This window comes from Lacinutrix chionoecetis (assembly GCF_053604665.1).
Genome location: NZ_JBSHNQ010000080.1, coordinates 65,326 through 89,935, shown reverse-complemented (window position 1 = coordinate 89,935; position 24,610 = coordinate 65,326). Strand labels below are relative to the sequence as shown.

General features: G+C 34.7%; 17 protein-coding genes and 1 tRNA gene. 14 read left to right on the top strand and 4 right to left on the bottom strand.

Annotated elements, in window-relative coordinates:
- Positions 1 to 185: 185 nt before the first annotated feature.
- Both ACVC43_RS07710 and ACVC43_RS07705 read left to right on the top strand, forming a co-directional pair.
- Positions 186 to 1,487: a metallophosphoesterase gene (locus ACVC43_RS07710; RefSeq protein WP_452223923.1), complete on the top strand. Its 1,302-nt coding sequence runs from the start codon at positions 186 to 188 to the stop codon at positions 1,485 to 1,487.
- A 76-nt stretch (positions 1,488 to 1,563) separates the two neighbouring features.
- Positions 1,564 to 1,860, top strand: a complete 297-nt coding sequence (locus ACVC43_RS07705; protein WP_452223922.1) for a thioredoxin family protein — start codon at positions 1,564 to 1,566, stop codon at positions 1,858 to 1,860.
- Here the strand turns inward: ACVC43_RS07705 and ACVC43_RS07700 are convergent.
- Complete coding sequence (locus ACVC43_RS07700; protein WP_452223921.1) at positions 1,857 to 2,519, bottom strand: polysaccharide deacetylase family protein; 663 nt, start codon at positions 2,517 to 2,519, stop codon at positions 1,857 to 1,859. The genes ACVC43_RS07705 and ACVC43_RS07700 overlap by 4 nt on opposite strands.
- Before the next feature lie 2 nt (positions 2,520 to 2,521).
- Positions 2,522 to 6,013: a DUF2723 domain-containing protein gene (locus tag ACVC43_RS07695; protein ID WP_452223920.1), complete on the bottom strand. Its 3,492-nt coding sequence runs from the start codon at positions 6,011 to 6,013 to the stop codon at positions 2,522 to 2,524.
- 209 nt (positions 6,014 to 6,222) lie between these two features.
- Here ACVC43_RS07695 and ACVC43_RS07690 point away from each other — a divergent pair.
- Positions 6,223 to 6,296 (top strand) — tRNA-Gln (locus tag ACVC43_RS07690).
- Between the two features lie 54 nt (positions 6,297 to 6,350).
- Here the strand turns inward: ACVC43_RS07690 and ACVC43_RS07685 are convergent.
- Positions 6,351 to 7,172 (bottom strand): universal stress protein, encoded by an 822-nt coding sequence (locus ACVC43_RS07685; protein ID WP_452223919.1) that lies wholly within the window; start codon positions 7,170 to 7,172, stop codon positions 6,351 to 6,353.
- 272 nt (positions 7,173 to 7,444) lie between these two features.
- Between ACVC43_RS07685 and rimP the strand changes: the two genes are divergently transcribed.
- Genes rimP through infB form a run of 3 tightly spaced genes read left to right on the top strand, consistent with a single transcriptional unit; the run spans position 7,445 to position 11,937 of the window.
- The gene (rimP, locus tag ACVC43_RS07680; RefSeq protein ID WP_452223918.1) at positions 7,445 to 7,906 is read left to right on the top strand and encodes a ribosome assembly cofactor RimP; all 462 of its coding nucleotides are present in this window, start codon (positions 7,445 to 7,447) and stop codon (positions 7,904 to 7,906) included.
- A gap of 12 nt (positions 7,907 to 7,918) precedes the next feature.
- A complete protein-coding gene (nusA, locus tag ACVC43_RS07675) occupies positions 7,919 to 9,151 on the top strand; it encodes a transcription termination factor NusA (protein ID WP_452223917.1) in 1,233 nt (410 codons plus the stop codon).
- A 35-nt stretch (positions 9,152 to 9,186) separates the two neighbouring features.
- On the top strand, positions 9,187 to 11,937 hold the full coding sequence (infB, locus tag ACVC43_RS07670) for a translation initiation factor IF-2 (protein ID WP_452223916.1): 2,751 nt from the start codon (positions 9,187 to 9,189) through the stop codon (positions 11,935 to 11,937).
- Between the two features lie 76 nt (positions 11,938 to 12,013).
- Here infB and ACVC43_RS07665 read toward each other — a convergent pair whose 3' ends face one another.
- Complete coding sequence (locus tag ACVC43_RS07665) at positions 12,014 to 12,406, bottom strand: SPOR domain-containing protein (RefSeq protein ID WP_452223915.1); 393 nt, start codon at positions 12,404 to 12,406, stop codon at positions 12,014 to 12,016.
- A 214-nt stretch (positions 12,407 to 12,620) separates the two neighbouring features.
- On the opposite strand from ACVC43_RS07665, the gene ACVC43_RS07660 reads away from it, so the two are divergent.
- The 8 genes from ACVC43_RS07660 (at position 12,621) to ACVC43_RS07625 (ending at position 24,525) form a co-directional block, all read left to right on the top strand.
- Positions 12,621 to 13,934: a c-type cytochrome gene (locus tag ACVC43_RS07660; RefSeq protein WP_452224076.1), complete on the top strand. Its 1,314-nt coding sequence runs from the start codon at positions 12,621 to 12,623 to the stop codon at positions 13,932 to 13,934.
- A 111-nt stretch (positions 13,935 to 14,045) separates the two neighbouring features.
- On the top strand, positions 14,046 to 17,147 hold the full coding sequence (locus ACVC43_RS07655; RefSeq protein WP_452223914.1) for a TAT-variant-translocated molybdopterin oxidoreductase: 3,102 nt from the start codon (positions 14,046 to 14,048) through the stop codon (positions 17,145 to 17,147).
- A 34-nt stretch (positions 17,148 to 17,181) separates the two neighbouring features.
- On the top strand, positions 17,182 to 18,912 hold the full coding sequence (nrfD, locus tag ACVC43_RS07650; protein ID WP_452223913.1) for an NrfD/PsrC family molybdoenzyme membrane anchor subunit: 1,731 nt from the start codon (positions 17,182 to 17,184) through the stop codon (positions 18,910 to 18,912).
- 9 nt (positions 18,913 to 18,921) lie between these two features.
- Positions 18,922 to 19,452, top strand: a complete 531-nt coding sequence (locus ACVC43_RS07645; protein WP_452223912.1) for a DUF3341 domain-containing protein — start codon at positions 18,922 to 18,924, stop codon at positions 19,450 to 19,452.
- A gap of 9 nt (positions 19,453 to 19,461) precedes the next feature.
- A complete protein-coding gene (locus tag ACVC43_RS07640; RefSeq protein ID WP_452223911.1) occupies positions 19,462 to 20,040 on the top strand; it encodes a c-type cytochrome in 579 nt (192 codons plus the stop codon).
- A gap of 21 nt (positions 20,041 to 20,061) precedes the next feature.
- Positions 20,062 to 21,441: a quinol:cytochrome C oxidoreductase gene (locus ACVC43_RS07635; RefSeq protein ID WP_452223910.1), complete on the top strand. Its 1,380-nt coding sequence runs from the start codon at positions 20,062 to 20,064 to the stop codon at positions 21,439 to 21,441.
- Positions 21,442 to 21,472: 31 nt separating this feature from the next.
- Positions 21,473 to 22,675, top strand: coding sequence for a cytochrome c oxidase subunit II (locus ACVC43_RS07630; protein ID WP_452223909.1), 1,203 nt, complete (start codon positions 21,473 to 21,475; stop codon positions 22,673 to 22,675).
- Between the two features lie 62 nt (positions 22,676 to 22,737).
- On the top strand, positions 22,738 to 24,525 hold the full coding sequence (locus ACVC43_RS07625; protein ID WP_452223908.1) for a cytochrome c oxidase subunit I: 1,788 nt from the start codon (positions 22,738 to 22,740) through the stop codon (positions 24,523 to 24,525).
- The last annotated feature ends 85 nt before the right edge of the window (positions 24,526 to 24,610 follow it).

Genomic DNA, 24,610 nt, shown 5'->3' with positions numbered 1-24,610 from the left:
GTTTTAGTATTTATGCCATTCTATTTTACAATACTTAGGAATTTTAAAAGGCAACAAAACGAATTGTGCGTTATCAATTTTGGAGTAAACGCTATTGCACTCAACTATTTAAAAATTTTAACGTTTAACAAATTACTAAGATAAGTAGCATTTACAATTAATATATTTGTTAAAAATTCGCTTTTATGCTCCGTTGGATTATTCTTGTTTTAATTATTTTGGTTTTCGATTTTTATGCTTTCCAGACCATTAGAACGCTCACCAAAAATTTTTGGATTTACATTATTTACTGGCTTGCAAGTATTATTGTGATAGCTAATTTTGTATACTATTATTCCAATTTTGTTAGAGGTGAAAGCTTCACTAATGGTCATGGTTATGCTGTTGCATTTCTTCTAACCTTATTTATTCCAAAAGTCATTTTAGTGCTTTTTATGTTTGGCGAAGATATTGTGCGTTTGGTACTCACCATAATCAACAAAACGGCAAAATCAAGTCCGGAAGATATTGCCTATTCAACCAGCAGACGTGGTTTTGTTTCTAAAATAGCTTTAGGTCTTGCCGCTATTCCGTTTGCCTCTTTTGTGTATGGTATTTACAAAGGAAAATACAATTACAAAGTTATAAAACATGTGTTGTATTTTGAAGATTTACCAAGCGCTTTCGATGGTTATAGAATTACACAAATTAGCGATATCCATTCTGGAAGCTTAGAAAGTAAAGAGGAGATTGAATATGGTGTGAGTCTTATAAACGAACAACAAAGTGATGCTATTTTATTTACGGGAGATATAGTAAATACTAAAGCTGCCGAAATGAATAAGTGGATTGACGTATTTGGAAAGTTAAAAGCTAAAGACGGAAAATTTTCTGTTTTAGGAAATCATGATTATGGTTATTATGCATATGGTGGTGATGTTGAATTAAATGCTGAAAACCAGCGCCAAATTGAAGCTGTGCATAAAAATATTGGTTTCGATTTATTAATGAATGAAAATCGCCAGATAGAAAAAAACGGTGAAAAAATTAATATACTTGGTGTGGAAAACTGGGGAGCATCGCGTCATTTTCCAAAACGTGGAAGCCTTAAAGAAGCAACCAAAACCATTGGCGATAATGAATTTAATATTTTAATGTCTCACGATCCATCGCATTTCGATTTTATAGAAATGGAACTTAATACCAACGATCTTAATAATCATGATATTGTTATAGACGAAACCAGCATTGTTAATTTTCAAAAGCATATTCATTTAACATTGGCAGGGCACACTCATGGAATGCAGTTTGGAATAGAAGTACCGAGCTTGGGAATAAAATGGAGCCCTGTAAAATACCGTTACCCAAAATGGGCTGGAATGTATGAAATTGCAGGTAAATTTTTAAATGTTAATAGAGGCTTTGGGTACTTGGCGTTTCCTGGTCGTGTAGGGATTTGGCCAGAAATTACAGTGATTGAGCTTAAAAAAGGTAAGAAAGTTACTTAAAATGATAGACATAAATCTATAAGTTATTAAAATATTGTAGATTTACAATAACAAGTTTGAACTAATACTTTAAATAATGTCAAAATTTGGAGAATTAATCGATGTTAACATTCCTGTATTATTAGATTTTTTTACAGAATGGAATGAACAATCTACAGCTATGCATCCAGTACTTCGTGATGTAGCTGCAGCACTTGGCGATAAAGCTAAAGTAATAAAGATTGATGTCGATAAAAACAAAGAATTATCTGAAGCTTTGAGAGTAAAATCTTTGCCAACTTTAATTATTTATAAAGATGGTGAAATGAAATGGCGACAAAGTGGCGAACAAGACGCTAACACTTTAATAGCCATTGTTCAGGATTTTATTTAGGCAGTAATGGCCTTAAATTTATAGCCTTTTTCACTAAAATAAGCCAGTACTTTTGGTAGTGCATACATCATGTTCTTCGAGGCCTTTACGCTATCGTGAAATACGATAATATTATTTTTGGAAGAGGCTTTACTCATCACGTACTTTAAGCATTGTTCCTTAGAAATTTTTTGTTCCCAATCGAAGGCAATAACACTCCACATAATTATTTTATAATTTAGTTTTATTAATGCGCTGCCTTGACTTTGTTTTAATTGACCAAAAGGAGGTCTAAACAGTTTAGACTTAAAGTTTTTTACACCAAATTTCTGTAATTCTAAATCTATATTTTCCTGCGCCTTCAACGTGTTTTCAATATAATGTTTAGTTGAAGTTCTCCAGCCCTTTATATGGTCTTGTGTATGGTTTCCAATGCTGTGACCACGTTTTAAAATCGATTTAAAAATCTCGGGATGTTTGGCTACATTGCTACCAACACAAAAAAAAGTAGCTTTGGCTCTGTATTGTTTAAGGATGTCTAAAGTCCATTGGGTAATCTCTGGTGTTGGACCATCGTCGAACGTAAGATAAATGGTTTTTTCTTTAGCCGAAAAATCCCAAACATAGTTTGGGAATAATCGTTGTATAAAACTTGGTATTTTAACAGGAACGAAACGCATTGCTATTCTTTTGTTTCAGAATCAATTATAGGCATGTTAGGGATACTGCTATCTCTATCTATGTCTCGTTCTTCTCTAACTTGAGGTCGGTCCTCTGGGAAAAGATGTTTAAAGAGATCTTCGTATTCATTAAATGTTCTAAATTCCTTTTCAGCAAAGTCTTCATCATATTCTACCAGAACAATTATTAATGCCCTGTAACGTTCTAAATCGGTTACAATTTCCTGTCCGTTTTTTAGCTGGTTATCTAGCGTTAATTCACTGTAGTACGTTAAGTTTTCTTGATATTTAACCGCAACATCTTTAAATAACTGTCTTGCTTTGTCTTCTGCTCCAACTTCGTAGTATGCACTAATGTATGGCTCAAGCAATGTGTAATATCCAAATTTGTCTACAGGCATATTCTCCATTGCAATATCAGCAATGTCTTCGGCCTTGTCAAGCTTCTCTTCTTGAATTAATTTTTCAATTAAACGTGCTAAATTCCCTCTGTAAGTAATAGAATTTTTACGTGTTTCCGGATCGTGGTAAATATCATCGCTACCACTATTTCCCCAATCCCAGGCTTTAACTTTATTGTACATAAACTCGCTGTCTACGCGTCCCATATCGAAAGGATTAGCACGATCGGTTGGTGTTTTTATAGGTACAAGTTTATAAACCATACCATCAAGTTGAAGGTAATCTTTCATCCAAATATAATCGTCTTCTCCAAAGGCGCCACCAGTAAAGTATATTGGTCTCTTCCAGTTGTTGTTAGCAACGATATCAAGCATTAATAAACGTTGCTTATAAATGGCACTTTCTTCAATTTTAATATCGATATTATCTACTATTTCATCAGCATCTTTTTCCTTTACAATCCCGTACTTGAGAACGTTTTCCTTGTTTACAGGAATACGAATATTTTCAACAGGAAAATAGTTTGTATTTAAATATAATGAAGGATATTCATCTGGGTTATCACCTTGTAACTGTATAATGCGTTTCATTTTTGTCTTCGGGTTCTCACTGGAAACAAAATCCATAAACTCATTTATGGTCAAAGTATCACGACTAAATGTAGGTTTAATCTCTTCAGTTTTGGCATCTCTGTAACGCGTGCTTTTAATTATATAATCTCGTGTACCATACTTATATTGGTCGTGTGTTAATTGCGAAGGGATTGGGTCGCTTTCATAAGCCTTACGTTTCATTTGGTCTATATACCAATCTGTTTGGAATAAACTGGTGTTTACCACTCTAACATCGGTTCTGTATTTTTCAATTTCTTGTGCATACCAAAGAGCAAAGGTGTCGTTATCTCCAATAGAAAACAAAATGGCATTTTCACCACAGGAATCCAGATATTTCTTAGCCATAGATAGGGCTGTATATTTTCCAGATCTATCATGGTCGTCCCAATTATTAACAGCCAGGATTAGTGGTGCTATTAATAGACAAACCGCTGTAACTCCTATAGGCAAAGCAGTATTTTTTACTTTGTTTTTTAAAAATTCGAAAATTCCATATACACTAAAACCTATCCAGATAGCAAACACGTAAAAAGACCCAACTACAGAGTAGTCGCGTTCACGAGGCTCAAAAGGTCTCACATTTGTATAAACTTGTATGGCAATACCTGTAAATAAGAAGAAGACAAATAGTACCCAAAATGTCTTTTTGTCTTTTGTGAATAAAAAGAATAAGCCAATCAATCCTAATATTAGTGGGAGGAAAAAATAAGTATTTCTCGCCTTGTTGTTTTTTACATCGCTTGGTAAATTATCTTGAGATTGTCCCAAATGCCATGCGTCTATAAAGTTTATCCCACTAATCCAGTTCCCGTGATTATTGTATTCTCCTTGAATATCGTCTTGTCTTCCGGTGAAATTCCACATAAAATAACGCCAGTACATATATCCCAATTGGTATTGAAATAAATAGGTAGCATTAGCGATAAATGATGGTTTCTCAACATCTAAATATTCGGGACCATATTGTTTTAAAAATCGATTATAGCCTTCGTAGTCTACTTTTCCTTGTGCAACATCATTTTTAAATTGGGTAATAAAAGCAACATCTTCCTGTATTCTCGGACTCATGGCCATGTTTAATTTATCGCCATATACAGACATAAATTCATCGAATTCACGTTCAGTTAATTCATTTTTTTGATAGCTTTCAACAAATTCTGCAATTTTCTTTTGCGTAAAAGGATCGATGTTAAACTTTTCTTTAATAGTATAATCTAAAAAGCCAGAAAATAGGAGGTAATTTTCTGCATTTTCGGCGCTCCACATTCTGGGTAAAATTGCCGCATGGTCATAATGATGGTTTTGTATAGCATCTTTGTAATCATTTACTATAACATATTTGCCTTGATCAAAGTCTTTTTCGTATTTAGGTTTATCATCTACATAAGCGTCCTTTTTGTCAGGGTTTAAAGGTGCATATTGATTGGTAAAAAGCGGGCCATAAAACAAGTGTGTTTTTGGGTATTGTTCTAAGTTATAATAGGCTAAAAGCTCTCTTGCGCTAGAAGGGTTATTTTCATTAATTACCACATTGGCATTAGCACGAATAGGCAACATTAACCATGAAGAAAAACCAATAACAACAAAAGTTACACATAAAATAGCCGTGTTAACCTTTTTGTAACCCTTATTTTTAGTGTATCTCAAGCTAAAATAAATGCCGGCAACCAATAAAATTCCAGCGATTATTGATCCCGAATTAAAAGGTAGACCAATAGAGTTTACAAAGAAAATCTCCAGAACACTAAAGAACCTTAAGATGTTGGGCGCCAATAACTTGAAAATGAATAATAGCACCGCAACCGAAACGACGTTTGCTACAATAAAATTTAATATAGTAACCGTTTTATAATTTTTAAAATAATAAATAAGGCCAATGGCAGGAATAGTTAATAAGCCCATAAAATGAACGCCAAAGGACAAACCTATAATAAATGCAATAAGTATTAACCAACGGTTTCCTCTTGGGTTATGCATATCTCGTTCCCAACGTAAGGCACAGTAAAACAAAATAGCCATTAGTAAAGTTGCCATGGCGTAGACCTCGGTTTCAACAGCATTAAACCAAAAAGAATCTGTAAATGTAAATGTTAAACTTCCAACCAAAGCACTTCCTAATACCGCATAAGCTTTAGCAGTAGTAAAGTCTTCATTTTTAATCATTTTTTGAAGTAATAATGAAATACTCCAGAACATAAATAAAATTGTAAAAGCACTGGAAACTGCACTCACCATATTTAGCATTAAACCAACATATTGGGCTTCGATTGCAAAAGTGGAGAAAAAAGCACCAATCATTTGAAATAAAGGAGCTCCTGGTGGATGTCCAACCTGAAGTTTTGCAGAGGTTAAAATATATTCTCCAGCATCCCAATAACTAACTGTTGGTTCTACTGTTAAGCTATAAGTTATTAAAGCTATTAAAAAAGCGAACCATCCTAACAGATTGTTCCATTTTTTAAAGTTTGAAGACGTCATACAATGGGTTTGTTTAATTTAATGGCGAATTTACTAATAAAAATTAAACAAGAATGATAAAATTTTCATAACACAACTAATTAGAATAGCTTACTTTAACACCAAAAAGCACACATTTTTCTCAAAACGAAAAAAAATTAAAATTATTTTATAGTAAAATGTTTGCGCAAATAAAACTTTGTTTTAAATTTGCAACCTCTTAACGAGATTGGCCCATGGTGTAACTGGCTAACACATCGGTTTTTGGTACCGAAGAGTCTAGGTTCGAAACCTAGTGGGCCAACAAAAAAGTCTTCCTATACTGGAAGACTTTTTTATTTTTAATAGTTTTAAGTTATTATATTTTAAATGTAATTACTGGTCGTTTGGCATGATTCACAATATCTTCGCTTAAACTGCCATTAAAGAAATGAGCAATACCCTGTCGACCATGTGTGCTAATGCCTATAAGATCTGCATTGATAATATGCGAAAAATTTAAAATACCTTTTTCCACAGTTTCATCATTATAAATATTTGTAGTATAATTTTTAAAATCGGTACCAGCAATAAAATCATGTATTTTAACCTTAGCACTGGCTGTTGTTGTAAAATTAGAAACCGTGTTCACCATTAATAAGTGAATTTTAGCATCGAATGCTTCAGCTAATTTAGCTGCTTGCTTATATGTTTCTTTATTATCATTTTCAAAATCTGAAGCAAAAACAAATTCTTCAATATTAAAATCTTTGTGTTCATTTTTAATTACTAAAACGGGAGTTTCGGCGGTACGCACTATTTTTTCTGCATTAGAGCCAATAAACATTTCTTTTAAACCGCTAGCACCATGAGAACCCATGACAATTAAATCGACATCTTCGGTTTTACAGGTTTCAAGAATGCCTGTTGCAATATCATGAAAATCTACCATTTCCGTAACGGTAACATCCTTTAAGTAGTCTTTATTCATTACCTCTTCAAATTCTTTGTGAGCAAGTTTCATAAAATAAACAGCCTCAGGTAAGTCGGTTGGTGCACTGTCGCCTATACTGGATAAAGGTAAATCGAGCATGTGTAGCAAAATAAGCTCACAGTGGTGTTTTTTGCATAATTGCGCAGCTACTTTTATTGCGTTTTCGGCTTCTTTTGAAAAGTCTGTTGGAACAAGAATTTTTTTCATAGTGGTTGTTGTTTTAATAATGAAGAACTTAAATTTAACAAAAAAAAAGGACTTATAATAATCAAACATTTATTAGTTTTTACATTATAGCTTAAGCTCAATTCTTTTTTCTAAACATTACCTGAATGAAATAGAATTTTAAAACATTTTTTTACCAAAAATAAAAGTGTATTTGATTGATTATGAAAATCAATAAAAATGTGTATATTTGCACCGTTGTAAGAAAATAAAAATGTGAGCGGACGAAAAGTCCGCTCTTTTTATACTTAAAAATGTTTAATACTACAGTTAAAAACCTATTAAATGAGGCCTTAGAAGAGAGAAGCGATTTGTTTTTAATCGATTTCTCAATCTCTGGCGACCAGTCAATAAAAATAATTATTGATGGAGACAATGGTGTAACAGTAGAAGATTGCATGTTTATAAGTAGAGCAATAGAGCATAATATTGATAGAGAGGAACACGATTTTTCTCTCGAAGTAGCTTCGGCTGGAGCAGCTGCTCCACTTACACTTCCAAGACAGTTTAAAAAAAATGTTGGTAGAACATTAGAGGTTAAAACAAAAACGGAAACTATTGAGGCTGAATTAATGAATGCTTCAGAAGAAAACATTGAGCTTTCCTGGAAAGCCAGAGAGCCAAAACCAATTGGAAAAGGTAAAGTGACAGTACAAAAAAATGCAAAAATTGCATACAATGATATTGTAGAAGCAAAAGTGATGATAAAATTTTAAATCAATAGAGTAATGGAAAATATAGCGTTAATTGAATCATTTTCAGAGTTTAAAGACGATAAATTAATCGATCGTGTTACGCTAATGGCGATTTTAGAAGATGTATTTAGAAATGCACTAAAAAAGAAATTTGGTGATGACGATAATTTCGATATTATTATAAATCCAGATAAAGGCGATTTAGAAATTTGGAGAAATAGAATCGTTGTTGCAGATGGTGAAGTAGAAGAGCCTAACCAGGAAATTTCTTTAACCGAAGCCAGAAAAATTGAACCGGATTTTGAGGTTGGTGAAGACGTATCAGAAGAAGTGAAGCTTATAGATTTAGGTCGTCGTGCTATTTTAGCATTACGCCAAAATTTGATCTCAAAAATTCACGAACATGATAACACAAATATCTTCAAGCAGTTTAAAGAACTTGAAGGCGATTTATATACAGCCGAAGTGCACCATATTCGTCACAGAGCAGTAATTTTGTTAGACGATGATGGTAACGAAATTATTTTACCAAAAGACAAACAAATTCCTTCAGATTTCTTTCGTAAAGGAGATAACGTTAGAGGAATAATTGATAGTGTGGAGCTTAAAGGGAATAAGCCAGCAATTATCATGTCGCGTACATCACCTAAGTTCTTAGAAAAATTATTTGAGTCTGAAATTCCTGAAGTGTTCGATGGTTTAATTACTATTAAAAACGTAGTTAGAATTCCAGGCGAAAAAGCAAAAGTAGCTGTAGATTCTTACGACGATAGAATCGATCCGGTTGGTGCCTGTGTAGGGATGAAAGGATCTCGTATTCATGGTATTGTTCGCGAATTAGGAAATGAGAATATTGATGTAATTAACTACACTAATAACTTACAACTATACATTACCAGAGCATTAAGTCCTGCGCGTGTAACATCAATAAAAATTGATGAAGAAAATAAACGAGCAGAGGCAATACTAAAACCAGAAGAAGTAAGTAAAGCTATTGGTCGTGGTGGTCATAACATTCGTTTGGCTGGACAGCTTACAGGTTATGAGATAGATGTATTTAGAGAAGGCGCAGAGGAAGATGTTGAATTAAGAGAATTCTCTGATGAAATTGAAGGCTGGATAATTAAAGAATTTAGCAAGGCAGGTTTAGATACGGCAAAAAGTGTATTAGAACAAGATGTTGAAGATTTAGTTAAAAGAACAGATTTAGAAGAAGAAACAATATTAGATGTTATAAGAATTCTTAAGGAAGAGTTCGAAGATTAACATATATTTGAGTAAAATTAAGGAAAAGGCAATTTATGGCTGAAACGATTAGATTAAATAAAGTACTACGTGAGCTTAACATCTCTTTAGATCGTGCTGTGGAATTTTTAGATTCCAAAGGTGTCGAAATAGAGAAGCGTCCGACTACGAAAATTTCTGAAGAAACCTATAAGATTCTTTCAGATGAGTTCGAGACAGACGCTAGTAAAAAAATGAAGTCTCAAGCGGTTAGTGAAGCTAAGCAAAAAGAAAAGGAAGACTTACGTCTTAAGCGTGAGCAAGAATTAGAAGCTAAGCAAAAAGAGGAAGAAGCTAAAGCCAAAGCCAAAGAAGAAGAAGTTGTAAAAGCAACAAAAGCACTTTCTGGCCCTAAAAAAGTTGGAAAAATAGATTTAGATTCTAAAAGTAAGCCTGCAAAAAAGGAAAAGAAAGAGGTCGAAGAAGTTAAAACTGAAACTCCTAAAAAAGAAGTTAAAGTTGAAGCTAAAAAAGAAGACACAGAAAAGAAGCCGGTAAAAAAAGAGTCAGATAAAAAGGAAGAAGCTACAAAGGAAAAAACACCAAAAGCAAAACCAGAAACGGCTAAAAAGGAAGAGGTTGAAACCGAGGAGGCAAACGAGCCAGAAACTGTAGAAACACAATACCAAAAGCTTTCTGGACCTAAAATTGCAGGTGAAAAAATAGACTTATCTCAATTTAAAAAGCCTAAAAAGAAGAAGGAAGATTCTAAAAAGACTGACGATAAAAACAAGAAAAAACGTCGCCGTATTTCTAAACCTGGAGATAATAAACCAGGATCTGGAGGTAATAACAGAGGAGGAAACGATAGGTTTAATAAAGGAAAAAAAGGCGGACGACGTAACATTGTTAAAGAAGAGCCTAGTGAAGAAGATGTAAAGAAACAAGTAAGAGAAACGCTTGAGAAATTACAAGGGAAATCCAGTAAAGGAAAAGGCGCTAAATACAGAAGAGATAAAAGAGATCAACACAGAGAGCAAACTGAAATAGATCAACAAATTGAAGCAGCAGAAAGCAAAATACTTAAAGTTACAGAATTTGTAACTGCAAGTGAAGTAGCTACAATGATGGATGTTAGTGTAACTCAAATTATCTCTGCATGTATGTCTCTTGGTATGATGGTTACAATGAACCAACGCTTAGACGCAGAAACACTATCTATTGTGGCAGAAGAGTTTGGTTATAAAGTAGAATTTGTAACTGCAGACATTAAAGAATCCATAGTTGAGGTAGAAGATAAACCAGAAGATTTAGTAGATCGTGCGCCTATAGTAACCGTAATGGGTCACGTAGATCATGGTAAAACATCTCTTTTAGATTACATCCGAAAAGAAAACGTAATTGCAGGAGAATCTGGTGGAATTACACAACACATTGGTGCTTATGGTGTACAGCTGGAAAACGGACAGAAAATAGCGTTTTTAGATACGCCAGGTCACGAGGCCTTTACTGCCATGCGTGCACGTGGTGCTCAGGTTACCGATATAGCGATTATTGTTGCAGCAGCAGATGATGATATCATGCCGCAGACCAAAGAAGCTATTTCTCACGCACAAGCAGCTGGCGTACCAATAGTATTTGCTATTAACAAAATTGATAAACCAGATGCCAATCCAGAAAAAATTAAAGAAGGATTAGCAAATATGAACCTTCTTGTTGAAGATTGGGGCGGGAAAATCCAGTCGCATGACATCTCAGCAAAAGTAGGAACTGGTGTAAAAGAATTATTAGAAAAAGTATTACTTGAAGCCGAGTTATTAGAGCTTAAAGCAAACCCAGATAAGCCAGCAGTTGGTACCGTTGTAGAAGCGTTTCTTGATAAAGGTCGTGGATATGTATCAACAATATTAGTACAAGCTGGAACTTTAAAAATTGGTGATTATGTTTTAGCTGGTAAAAACAGTGGAAAAATAAAAGCCATGCATGATGAACGCGGAAACGATATTATAGAAGCCGGTCCATCAACGCCAGTGTCTGTTTTAGGATTAGACGGAGCGCCTCAAGCAGGTGATAAGTTTAATGTCTTTGCAGATGAACGTGAAGCTAAACAAATTGCAACCAAACGTGCACAGTTACAACGCGAGCAATCGGTTAGAACACAGCGTCACATTACGTTAGATGAGATTGGTCGTCGTATTGCATTAGGTGATTTCCAAGAACTTAATATTATTCTTAAAGGAGATGTAGATGGTTCTGTAGAAGCCTTAACCGATTCGTTCCAGAAATTATCTACTGAAGAAATCCATGTAAATATTATTCATAAAGGTGTTGGAGCCATTACAGAAAGTGATGTGTTATTAGCAACAGCGTCCGATGCTATTATTATAGGATTTAACGTACGTCCAGTTGGAAATGCAAGACAAGTTGCAGATACCGAAGAAATCGATATTAGAACATATTCGATTATCTACGATGCTATTAATGATCTTAAAGATGCAATGGAAGGGATGTTATCTCCAGAGCTTAAGGAAGAAATAACTGGTACCGCAGAAATTAGAGAAATCTTCAAGGTTACTAAAATTGGAAGTATCGCTGGTTGTATGGTGATGAATGGAAAAATTTACCGAAACTCTCAAATACGTTTAATACGTGATGGAGTTGTAGTGTATACAGGTGAATTAGCATCTTTAAAACGATTTAAAGACGATGTTAAAGAAGTTGGTAAAGGCTACGATTGTGGTATGCAAATTAAAAACTACAATGACATTAAAGAAGGCGATGTAATTGAAGCATTCCATGAAGTAGAAGTAAAAAAGAAATTGAAATAAATTTCTAATAATTATAATAAAAAAAATGCGATTCGTTAAGAATCGCATTTTTTTTATTTCAATAGCTAAACGCTAATTAATCTTTCTTTTTGGGTTTAAAAATAAACGCACTTGGAAATTTCTTTTTTATTTTCATTAAAGCACGATCGGCTTCTAATCTTGATCTAAAACTACCAACCCAAATCTTGTAGTTTGGTGTTTCATAAACCAGTTTAGAACGCCATGAATTAAACGAGCTGTCAAAACTATTTTCGGTGCTTTCAGCAGTTGTTCTTGAACCGGAATAAATTTGAATTTTATAGCGATCACTATCTTCATCTTCATTATTTATTTCTTTTTTTAACTCTAATAAAGCAGGAATTTCAGCATTTTGATTCACCGTTACAGAGCCTTGTTGCGCAAAAAAAGTGCTGGTTGTAAATGCTAAGGCAACAGATAAACAAAGGGTTTTTAGTGATTTACGATTCATTGTTCAAAATTTATTTAATGCAAATGTAAAAGTATTAAACGAAAGAAAGTGACTTTTTCTTATTTAGAATTTCTCTAAATTAGTAATTAAGACTTCTTTAAGATTTATAAAATGGACTTTAAGTATTACTTTTGCCTAAGTTTTTTATAACTATATTTTAAGTGTATAGATGAAAAAATCGTACCAAAGTTTAGAAGTAAATTTAATCAACAATATGAAACAGGTGATTCACCGCAAATTAGGCGCTAATATTCTTCATTTAAGCTTAATTTTTTTACTAGCGTTTTCTACTTCCCTTTCAGCTCAAGATGGCGATGCTGCTGCAGGTAAAGCATTGTTTAATGCAAATTGTGCGTCTTGTCATAAATTAGACAAGAAAATGACTGGTCCAGCATTACGTAACGTAGAGGAGCGTTTAGCCGAAGATGAAGGGCTTGACAGAGAATGGTTATATGCATGGATTAAAAATAGTGCAGGCATGATTAAAGCTGGAGATGCCTATGCTAACAAAATTTATAACGAGTACAACGGTACAGCAATGACTGCGTTCCCGCAGTTGTCTAACGGAGACATTGATAATATTTTAGCTTACACGGCAGCTGAGCCTCCTGTAGATCCTTGTATTGCTAATCCAAAACCAGGCTGTCCAAATTATAATGATGGGTCTGGCTCTTCTGGCGGAGGTTCCTCATCAAATGGTTTAATATTAGGTGCTTTAGCGCTGTTATTTGCGTTATTGGCAGGAGCTTTATTTTTAGTAAACAAAACATTACGTCGTTTTGCAGATGAAAAAGGTGTGGAATTAGCACATAAACCAAAAGGAAAACCACTTTGGAAAGCGTTTGTTGAAAACCAATTTTTAGTATTAGTTACTGCAATCTTCTTTTTATTAGCCGCTGGATATTTTGTCTATGGTTATTTTATGCAGGTGGGTGTTAATCAAGGTTACGAGCCAGTACAGGAAATTCATTACTCGCATAGAATTCACGCAGGTGATAACGGTATCGATTGTAAGTACTGTCACTCATCGGCAAGAGTAAGTAAAACTTCTGGTATTCCTTCGTTAAATGTATGTATGAATTGTCATAAATCAATTTCAGAAGTTGCTGAAACTACAGCAACCGAAGATTACAGCAAAGCATTCTACGATGGAGAAATTAAGAAATTATACAAAGCTGTTGGTTGGGATGATGCAGAACAAAAATACACAGGAGTAACTAAGCCAGTAAAATGGACGAGAATTCACAACTTGCCAGACTTTGCTTACTTTAACCACTCTCAACACGTTTCTGTTGCAGAAATAGAATGCCAAACATGTCATGGTCCTGTAGAGGAAATGGAAGTCATGTATCAATTCGCTCCATTAACAATGGGTTGGTGTATAAACTGCCACAGAGAAACAAATGTAAAAGTTCAAGATAACGAATACTATACTAAAATTCACGAACAACTATCAAAGAAATATGGTGTTGAGCAATTAACAGCAGCACAGATGGGTGGATTAGAATGTGGTAAATGTCATTACTAAAAGTGCGCTTTTAGTAATTTCCGTGAAAATGGGAATACAAATAAAATAAATTGTCACACTGAGCTTGTCGAAGTGTAAAAAATAAATTAAGAAGTAATTCAATTATATAATATGTCATCAAACAAGAAATACTGGAAAAGTGTTGAGGAGCTAAAAGAGAGCTCTATTGTTGAGACGCTAAAACAAAACGAATTTGTAAATGAAATTCCTACCGATGAGTTTCTTGGAAACAAGGAAACATTAGAGGGATCATCTACTACGCGTCGTGATTTCTTAAAATATGTTGGTTTTAGTACAGCAGCGGCTTCTTTGGCAGCTTGCGAAGGACCAGTAATTAAGTCTATTCCTTATGTAGTACAACCAGAATCTATTATTCCTGGTGTTGCAAACTACTACGCAACAACAATTGCAGATGGTTTTGACTTTGCTAGTGTTTTAGTAAAAACTCGAGAAGGTCGTCCAATTAAAATTGAGAATAATAATCTTGCTGCTACAGATGGTGGCGCAAATGCAAGGGTTAATGCTTCGGTTTTAGGATTATATGATAGTTTAAGAGTAAAAAATCCAATGAAAGGCGATGCAGCTATTTCATGGTCAACTTTTACTTCTGAAACAACACAGCAATTAAACGCATTAAAAAACAGTGGAAAGCAAATTGTGTTATTAACACAAACATATGCCAGTCCATCGACTTCGAAATTAATTTCAGAATTCAAAACGAAATTTGGTAATGTAAACCATGTGGTTTATGATGCTGTTTCAGAGTCTGCTGCTTTAGATGCATTTCAAACAAAATATAACGAAAGAGGTTTAGCCGATTACGATTTTTCTCTCGCAGCAACCATTGTTGCTTTTGGAGCAGATTTCTTAGGCGATTGGCAAGGTGGCGGGTTTGACTCTGGATATTCGCAAGGACGTATTCCAACAAACGGAAAAATGTCTCGTCATATTCAATTCGAATCGAATATGTCTTTGGCAGGAGCCAATGCAGATAAGCGTGTGCCTCTAGCACCAAGTCAGCAAAAATTAGCCTTAGCCAAATTACACAGCTTAATTGTAGGAGGTAGTTTTTCTGGAAGTTTGCCAGCTAATTTTGAAAAAGAAATACAAAACGCGGCTTCAGAATTAAAAAAAGCAGGAAGTGCAGGTGTTGTTGTTACAGGTCTTCAAGACGTGAACGCACAAATGGTTGTTTTAGAGATTAACGAAGCTTTAAATAGTAAAGCGTTTAATCCTAAAAAGCCAATTAAAACAAGACAAGGAAATGATAAAGCAGTCATGACTTTAGTTGCAGATATGAAAGCAGGTAAAGTAGGTGCTGTTATTATGAGTGGTGTTAATCCATTATATACATTACCAAATGCTTCAGAATTTGCTGAAGGATTAAAAAATATCGATTTATCTATCGCTTTCTCAATGAAAGCAGATGAGACAGCTATTGCAACACAATATATTGCAGCAGCACCTCATTACTTAGAAAGTTGGGGAGATGTAGAATTAAAGAAAGGACATTTTGGTTTAATTCAGCCAACTATTCGTCCGCTATTCGATACAAAACAATTTCAAGATGCTTTATTGCTTTGGAATGGTAGTAACGAGAAATATAGCGATTACATTAAAAATGTTTGGAACACATCAATATTAGGAGGTGCATCATTTAACCAAGCATTACACGATGGGTCATTTATGTCTAAATCTTCAGTCGATGTAGTTGAGCAAACTACAGAAGTTACAGAGGAAGACGTGGCAACACCTTCTGGAAATGCGGCAAGAGCTTTAGCAGCTGGAGCGGCATCTAAAGGAATGGAGCTTACATTGTACACTAAAATAGGAATGGGTGATGGACAACAGGCTAACAACCCATGGTTACAGGAATTTCCAGACCCAATTACAAGAACGTCTTGGGATAATTATTTAACAATTTCTGCAGCAGATGCCAAAACCTTAGAGTTTGTAAATACACATGATGCTACAGGTGGATTAAATGGTAGTTACGCAGAAGTTACAGTAAATGGAAACAAATTAACTGTTCCGGTAATTATTCAGCCAGGTCAGGCAAAAGGTTCTGTTGGTTTAGCATTTGGTTATGGAAGAAATGCAGGCTTAAAAGAAGAAATGCAAACAGGTGTTAACGCTTATACGTTATACCAAGGATTTAATAACATACAAGATGTAACGGTAAAAAAAGCAGCTGGTATTCACGAGTTTGCTTGTGTACAGTTGCAAAACACTTTAATGGGTCGTGGAGACATTATTAAAGAAACAACTTTAGAAGTATTTAATACAAAAGATAAGAAATACTGGAATGCAGTTCCTCAGGTATCTAAGGATCATGAAATGATTGATGTAACATCTCCAGAAGCCGATTTATGGGATGAATTTGATCGTTCTATTGGGCATCATTTTAATTTATCTATAGATTTAAATGCTTGTACAGGTTGTGGAGCTTGTGTTATTGCATGTCATGCAGAAAACAATGTGCCTGTTGTTGGTAAAGAAGAAATACGTCGTAGTCGCGATATGCACTGGTTACGTATTGACAGATATTATTCATCTGAAGATACTTTTGAGGCAGATGATTCTAAAAAAGAAGGATTCTCGGGATTATTTGGAGACAATGGTTCTTTAGGAGGGTTTGGCGAAATGGAAGAACCTGCGGATAATCCGCAAGTAGCATTCCAGCCAGTAATGTGCCAGCACTGTAATCATGCTCCTTGTGAGACTGTTTGTCCAGTAGCAGCAACATCTCATGGTCGTCAAGGTCAAAACCATATGGCTTATAACCGTTGTGTAGGTACAAGATACTGTGCAAACAACTGTCCATATAAAGTACGTCGTTTTAACTGGTTCTTATATAATGGTAACGATGAGTTCGATTACTATATGAATGATGACCTAGGTAGAATGGTAATTAATCCAGACGTAACAGTGCGTTCACGTGGTGTCATGGAAAAATGTTCTATGTGTATTCAAAAAACACAAAAAACTATTCTTGATGCGAAGCGAGATGGACGTATTATTAAAGATGGTGAATTCCAAACCGCTTGTTCTTCTGCTTGTAGCAATGGAGCAATGATTTTTGGAGATATTAACGATAAAGACAGTAAAGTTGCAAAACTTTTAAAAGACGATCGTATGTATCATTTATTAGAAAGTGTGGGTACTAAACCAAACGTTCAGTATCATACTAAAGTGAGAAACACGAAAGCATAAAAAGAATTAATTAACGAACAATTATAAAAGGATTATGGCGTCTCATTACGAAGCACCTATTAGAAGACCTTTAGTTACAGGAGAAAAATCGTATCACGATGTAACCGTAGATATCGCTGCACCTGTAGAAGGAAAAGCCAACAAACAATGGTGGATTGTATTTTCAATCGCATTGGTTGCTTTTCTTTGGGGAATTGGTTGTATTATTTATACAATATCTACTGGTATTGGAACTTGGGGATTGAACAAGACCGTTGGTTGGGCTTGGGATATTACTAATTTCGTTTGGTGGGTTGGTATTGGTCACGCAGGAACACTAATCTCTGCCGTACTTTTACTTTTCCGTCAGAAATGGAGAATGGCAATTAACCGCTCGGCAGAGGCAATGACAATTTTCTCTGTAGTCCAAGCAGGTTTGTTTCCAATTATTCACATGGGTCGTCCATGGTTAGCCTATTGGGTATTACCAATCCCGAACCAGTTTGGTTCCTTATGGGTAAACTTTAACTCTCCTTTACTTTGGGATGTATTCGCGATTTCAACCTATTTATCAGTATCATTAGTATTCTGGTGGACAGGTCTATTACCAGATTTCGCTATGATTCGTGACCGTGCAGTTAAGCCTTTCCAAAAGAAAATATACAGCTTATTAAGTTTCGGTTGGACTGGTAGAGCTAAAGATTGGCAACGTTTTGAAGAAGTATCATTGGTACTTGCAGGTTTAGCAACACCATTAGTACTTTCTGTACATACCATTGTATCTTTCGATTTCGCAACATCAGTAATTCCTGGATGGCACACCACTATTTTCCCGCCTTACTTTGTTGCTGGAGCGATTTTCTCAGGATTCGCTATGGTAAACACACTCCTTATAATTATGAGGAAAGTATGCAACCTTGAAGATTATATTACAGTACAACATATCGAGCTAATGAACATTGTAATTATGATTACAGGTTCTATTGTTGGTGTGGCTTACATTACAGAGTTATTTGTTGCCTGGTATTCTGGAGTAGAGTACGAGCAATATGCTTTTTTAAACAGAGCAACAGGTCCTTATTGGTGGGCGTATTGGGCCATGATGTCTTGTAACGTGTTTTCACCTCAATTCATGTGGTTTAAAAAACTACGTACAAGTATTATGTTCTCATTTGCTATATCAATTGTAGTAAACATAGGAATGTGGTTCGAGCGTTTTGTAATTATTGTTACATCATTACACAGAGATTATTTACCATCATCATGGACAATGTTCTCTCCTACTTTTGTAGATATTGGAATTTTTATTGGAACCATAGGCTTTTTCTTTGTGTTATTCTTATTATACTCTAGAACTTTCCCAGTAATTGCACAGGCAGAGGTGAAGACGATTTTAAAATCTTCTGGAGAACGTTATAAAAATATTAGAGAAAGAGGAGATAGTTTAATGGGTACAGGATCAGATGAAAGAACCTCTGAATACAAGTTGCCTCAAGAAACAACTTTAACACCAACATTTGCTAAAGAGGATACCAAGGTAAGTAATTTACTTGAAGGTGTTGGCGCTTTCGATCCGGCAACACAAACTGCCGATGATTTAAAGGTAATAAATGGTATTGGTCCAAAAATGGAACAAACTTTAAATAGTATAGGCATCTTTACTTATGCGCAAGTAAGTAAGATGACAAATAGAGAATATACGTTGTTAGATGAAATTACAGGTTCTTTCCCGGGAAGGGCAGAGCGTGATGATTGGTCTGGACAAGCTAAAAAATTAATAAACTAAAAGTAGCATATGGAAACTTCAAAAGTAATTCACGCTATTTATAACGATGACGATGTGTTAATGGCTGCCGTGAAAAAGGTAAAAGCTGAAAGACATCACATTGAAGAAATATATACGCCATTTCCAGTTCATGGACTAGATAAGGCTATGGGATTAGCGCCAACAAGAATAGCAATCGCATCATTTATGTATGGTTGTGTAGGTCTGGCAGTTGCGATTGTAATGATGAATTTTATTATGATTGAAGACTGGCCACAAAATATTGGTGGTAAACCAAGCTTTAGTTATTTAGAGAACATGCCGGCTTTTGTGCCTATTATGTTTGAGTTAACGGTATTTTTTGCAGCGCACTTAATGGTAATTACATTTTATTTACGTAGTAGAATGTGGCCTTTTAAAAAAGCTGAAAATCCCGATTTAAGAACAACAGACGACCATTTTTTAATGGAAATTCCAGTTCATGGTAACGAAAAAGAGTTACACGATTTATTATCACAAACTGGTGCAGTGGAGATAAACGTAATAAATAATACGCATTAATTATAAAAGATGAAAAGCAGTATTAAATTAACAGTATTAGTATTAGTGCTACTATCTATAGCATCTTGTAAAAAAGACTCAAGACCTAATTATGAGTACATGCCAAACATGTACGAGTCTGTAGGATACGAAACTTATCAAGAGGCAAGTATTATGGTAGACGGTAAGGAAATACTTAAAAACGAGATGGAGGCACAATTACCTGCTGAAGGGACAATTGCAAGAGGATATTCACTTTTTGATATTGAAAATACTAACGAAGGCTATTTATTGGCAAAGGATACTTTAAAAAATAAATTAGACGCTAAGCAGGTAGATTATGATAAAGGCGGACCGCTTTATGCCATTTACTGTGCAATATGTCATGGTAATAAAGGAGACGGACAAGGTACGTTAGTAAAGAGAGAAAAAATTCTTGGTATCCCAAGTTACGATGATGCTGGAAGAGCCATTACAGAAGGTTCAGTTTATCATACTATATACTATGGTAAAAACACAATGGGTTCTTACGCTAATCAACTTAATGAGGAAGAGCGTTGGCAAGTTGTTGCTTATGTAATGAAATTGAAAGCAGATTTAGAAAAATAAGATTTAGTTAAAGAATATATAATGGAATACAAAATTTCAAATAGACTAAGATTAACTGCAATCATTTTAATGATCGTTGGAGCATTAGGTGTTGGCTATGGTTTTTTAACTTCTCATGTCACGTTTGACGAAGTTGAAACGATGTTAGCAAACGAGTCTCACCATGGAGGTGGACATGGCGATGCTGCAGAGCACGGAGAAGTAGCTAATCATACGGAAGCAACAAGTCATGATGAAAATCATGATACGACCACTACACATGATGGAAGTCATGATATGGTAGATGAGCATACCAAACATGTAAATCATGTTATGCACGCCATGCACAACAGACCATGGTCTGCATTCTATATAGCTGCATTCTTTTTCATGATGATTTCTTTAGGTGTTTTAGCATTCTATGCTATTCAATATGCATCGCAAGCGGGATGGTCTCCTCTATTACTTAGAGTAATGGAAGGTATTACGGCATATTTATTACCAGGCGCTTTAATCGTTTTATTAATAGCTGCGTTATCTCACTTTATTGGCCATAACAATATTTTTATATGGATGGATCCAGAAGTGGTAGCCCACGATAAATTAATACAAGGTAAATCTGGATGGTTAAACATTTGGGGCTTCATCATTAGAGGATTAATTTTTATTGGTGGTTGGTCATTATATAGACATTTTTCAAGAAAATTCTCAATTGCACAGGATTTAGCAGATGATAACAGAAACTTCATAAAGAACTTTCGTATTTCAGCAGCATTTTTAGTGTTCTTTATTTATACAGAATCTATGATGTCTTGGGACTGGATTATGAGTGTAGATCCACACTGGTTCTCAACATTATTTGGTTGGTACGTATTTGCGGGAATGATGGTTTGTGGTATTACAACAATCGCTTTAATTACCATTTATTTAAAAGGAAAAGGTTTACTGCCAAAGGTTAATGATAGCCACATACACGATTTAGCGAAATTTATGTTTGGATTTAGTATTTTCTGGACGTATTTATGGTTCTCTCAATTTATGTTAATCTGGTATTCAAATATTCCTGAAGAGGTAACCTATTTTATAACACGTATCGAAGATTATAAATTACCATTCTTTGGTATGTTAGCATTGAATTTTATATTCCCATTGTTATTGTTAATGAACAGCGATTACAAACGTATTCCTTGGTTTGTGGTAATGACAGGTATTGTAATATTAGGAGGTCATTATATTGATGTTTTCAATATGATTATGCCAGCAACAGTAGGTGACCAATGGTATATTGGTATCCCAGAAATTTGTTCAATGTTATTCTTTGCAGGATTATTTATCTTCATAGTGTTTACAGCGCTTACCAAAGCACCATTAACACCAATAAGAAATCCATTTGTTAAAGAGAGTGAACATTTTCATTATTAATAAAATAATTCAATAAAGAAGAACGACAACAATGACGGCTTTATTATCAATTTTAGTTTTAGTATTTATTTTCGTTGCTATCTGGCAAATGGTCAAGATATTCGATTTAACCCAAGGCAAAACTGCTGGAGGAAGTAATCAAGTTGCAGACGACAAAGACAATAGAATTAACGGTTATTTAATGTTAGGTTTTTTAATCTTCATTTATGTAATCACTATTATTTGTTTTGTAAAGTGGGGAGATTTACCATTAATGTCTAACTCAGCTTCAGAACATGGACCAGGAATAGATAGTTTAATGATTATCTCTATGATCATTATATTCTTCGTACAAACGGTAACTCAGTTTTTACTACATTATTTTGCTTACAAATACAAAGGCGAAAAAGGGAAAAAGGCACTATTTTATGCCGATAATAATAAGTTAGAAGCGATTTGGACTATTATTCCAGTAATTGTATTAGCGGTATTAATTATACAAGGTTTATTTACCTGGACTACAATTATGAATGTAGACACTGAAAACGATCCTTTAGTAGTAGAATTATATGCGCAACAATTTAACTGGAAAGCTCGTTATGCCGGAGAAGATAATACTTTAGGGAAGGCTAACGTGAGATTAATAGACATTGATCGTGCAAATATATTAGGTGTTGATGAGTCAGATCCTAACGCACAAGACGATGTTATTACTACAGAATTACACTTACCAGTGGGGCGTCCAGTATTATTTAAAATGCGATCGCAAGACGTATTGCACTCAGCTTATATGCCACACTTTAGAGCACAAATGAACTGTGTTCCTGGTATGATTACTCAATTTGGCTTTACACCAACAGTGACCACTGTAGAGATGCGTGAAACGCCAGAAATGATAGATAAAGTTGCAAACATCAACAAAATAAGAATTGAAAAAAGTAAAGCTTTAGTAGCCAAAGGCGAAGAAGGATTAGAGCGTTACGATTTCGATTATTTATTACTATGTAACAAGATTTGTGGTAAGTCTCACTACAATATGCAAATGAAAATAATTGTGGAAACGCAAGAAGAATATGATGCTTGGATGAAAACACAAAAAGCGTTTAAAGATTCTCTAATTGAAGATGAAGCAGTAATGGACCAAATACCTTCAGCTGAGGATGAATCTATTAAAAGTGAAAACGAATTAGCTAAAGAAGAGGTTGTACCAGCTAATGATACAACTTTAGATGAAGATGTTATACCAAACGAGTAGTTTACAGTTAGCATTTTTCATTACAAGAAATAATTAAAAAGATTTAAAAAGATATACAGATTATGTCAGCACACGCAGATACTCACGACGCTCACGACGATCACCATCATAAAGAAACATTCGTAACTAAATATGTATTTAGTCAGGATCACAAAATGATTGCTAAGCAGTACTTAATAACAGGTACTATAATGGGAGTTATTGGTGTTATAATGTCTTTAATGATGCGTATGCAAATTGCATGGCCAGAAGAGCCAAATGTAATCTTTCAAGCACTATTAGGAAAATGGGCACCTGAAGGTGTTATGGATGCAGATATTTATTTAGCATTAGTAACCATTCATGGTACTATTATGGTATTCTTTGTACTAACCGCTGGATTAAGTGGTACGTTTAGTAACTTACTCATTCCGTTGCAAATTGGTGCACGAGATATGGCATCTGGATTCTTGAATATGATATCGTACTGGTTATTCTTTATCTCTAGTGTTATCATGGTATTGTCATTTTTTGTTGAAGCAGGACCAGCAGCAGCAGGTTGGACAATCTATCCACCGTTAAGTGCCTTACCAATGGCTCAAGGAGGTTCGGGAGCAGGTATGACTATGTGGTTAGTTTCTATGGCAATATTTATTGCATCGTCACTATTAGGATCTTTAAATTACGTAGTTACAGTTATTAATTTGCGGACTAAAGGCATGTCTATGACAAGACTACCTTTAACAATATGGGCGTTTTTTGTAACAGCGATTATAGGTATAATTTCCTTTCCTGTGTTATTATCTGCAGCATTATTATTAATAATGGATAGAAGCTTTGGGACCTCGTTCTTCTTATCAGATATATTTATACAAGGTGAAGTACTACATTATCAAGGAGGTTCTCCAGTATTATTCGAACACCTGTTTTGGTTCTTAGGTCATCCAGAAGTTTATATTGTATTATTGCCAGCATTAGGGATTACATCTGAAATTATAGCAACCAATTCCCGTAAACCAATTTTTGGTTATCGCGCCATGATTGCCTCTATTTTAGCCATTGCCTTTCTATCGACAATTGTTTGGGGACACCATATGTTTATTTCAGGTATGAACCCTTTCTTAGGATCTGTATTTACATTTACAACATTATTAATTGCGATACCTTCAGCGGTAAAAGCATTTAACTATATCACGACACTCTGGAAAGGAAACCTCCAAATGAATCCGGCCATGTTATTTTCAATAGGATTGGTTTCAACATTTATAACGGGTGGTTTAACAGGAATTATTCTTGGAGATAGTGCATTAGATATTAATGTCCATGATACCTACTTCGTAGTCGCTCACTTCCACTTAGTAATGGGTATTTCGGCACTATATGGTATGTTTGCCGGTATTTATCATTGGTTCCCAAAAATGTTTGGGCGCATGCTAAATAAAAATTTAGGATATGTACACTTTTGGGTAACTGCAGTATGTGCTTATGGTGTGTTTTTCCCAATGCACTTTATAGGTATGGCAGGTTTACCAAGACGTTATTATACAAATAGTAACTTTCCATTATTCGACGATTTACAAGATGTAAATGTAGTAATAACCATTTTCGCATTAGTAGGAGGTGTTTTTCAACTTGTATTCTTATACAACTTCTTCAACAGTATTTTCTTTGGTAAAAAAGCAATGCAAAACCCATGGAAGTCTAATACTATGGAATGGACGACACCAGTAGAACATATACACGGTAACTGGCCAGGAGAAATCCCTCACGTACATCGTTGGGCATACGATTATAGCAAACCAGGTCATGAGGAAGATTGGGTGTCGCAAATTGTACCACTTAAAGACGGTGAGGAAGAACTACAACACTAACCTTCATTTAAAAGAGAAATCTCATAAAAGGGTTTTAAAATAGAAACCTCTTAATCAAGATTTAAAAACAATAGTAAAGCCTTTT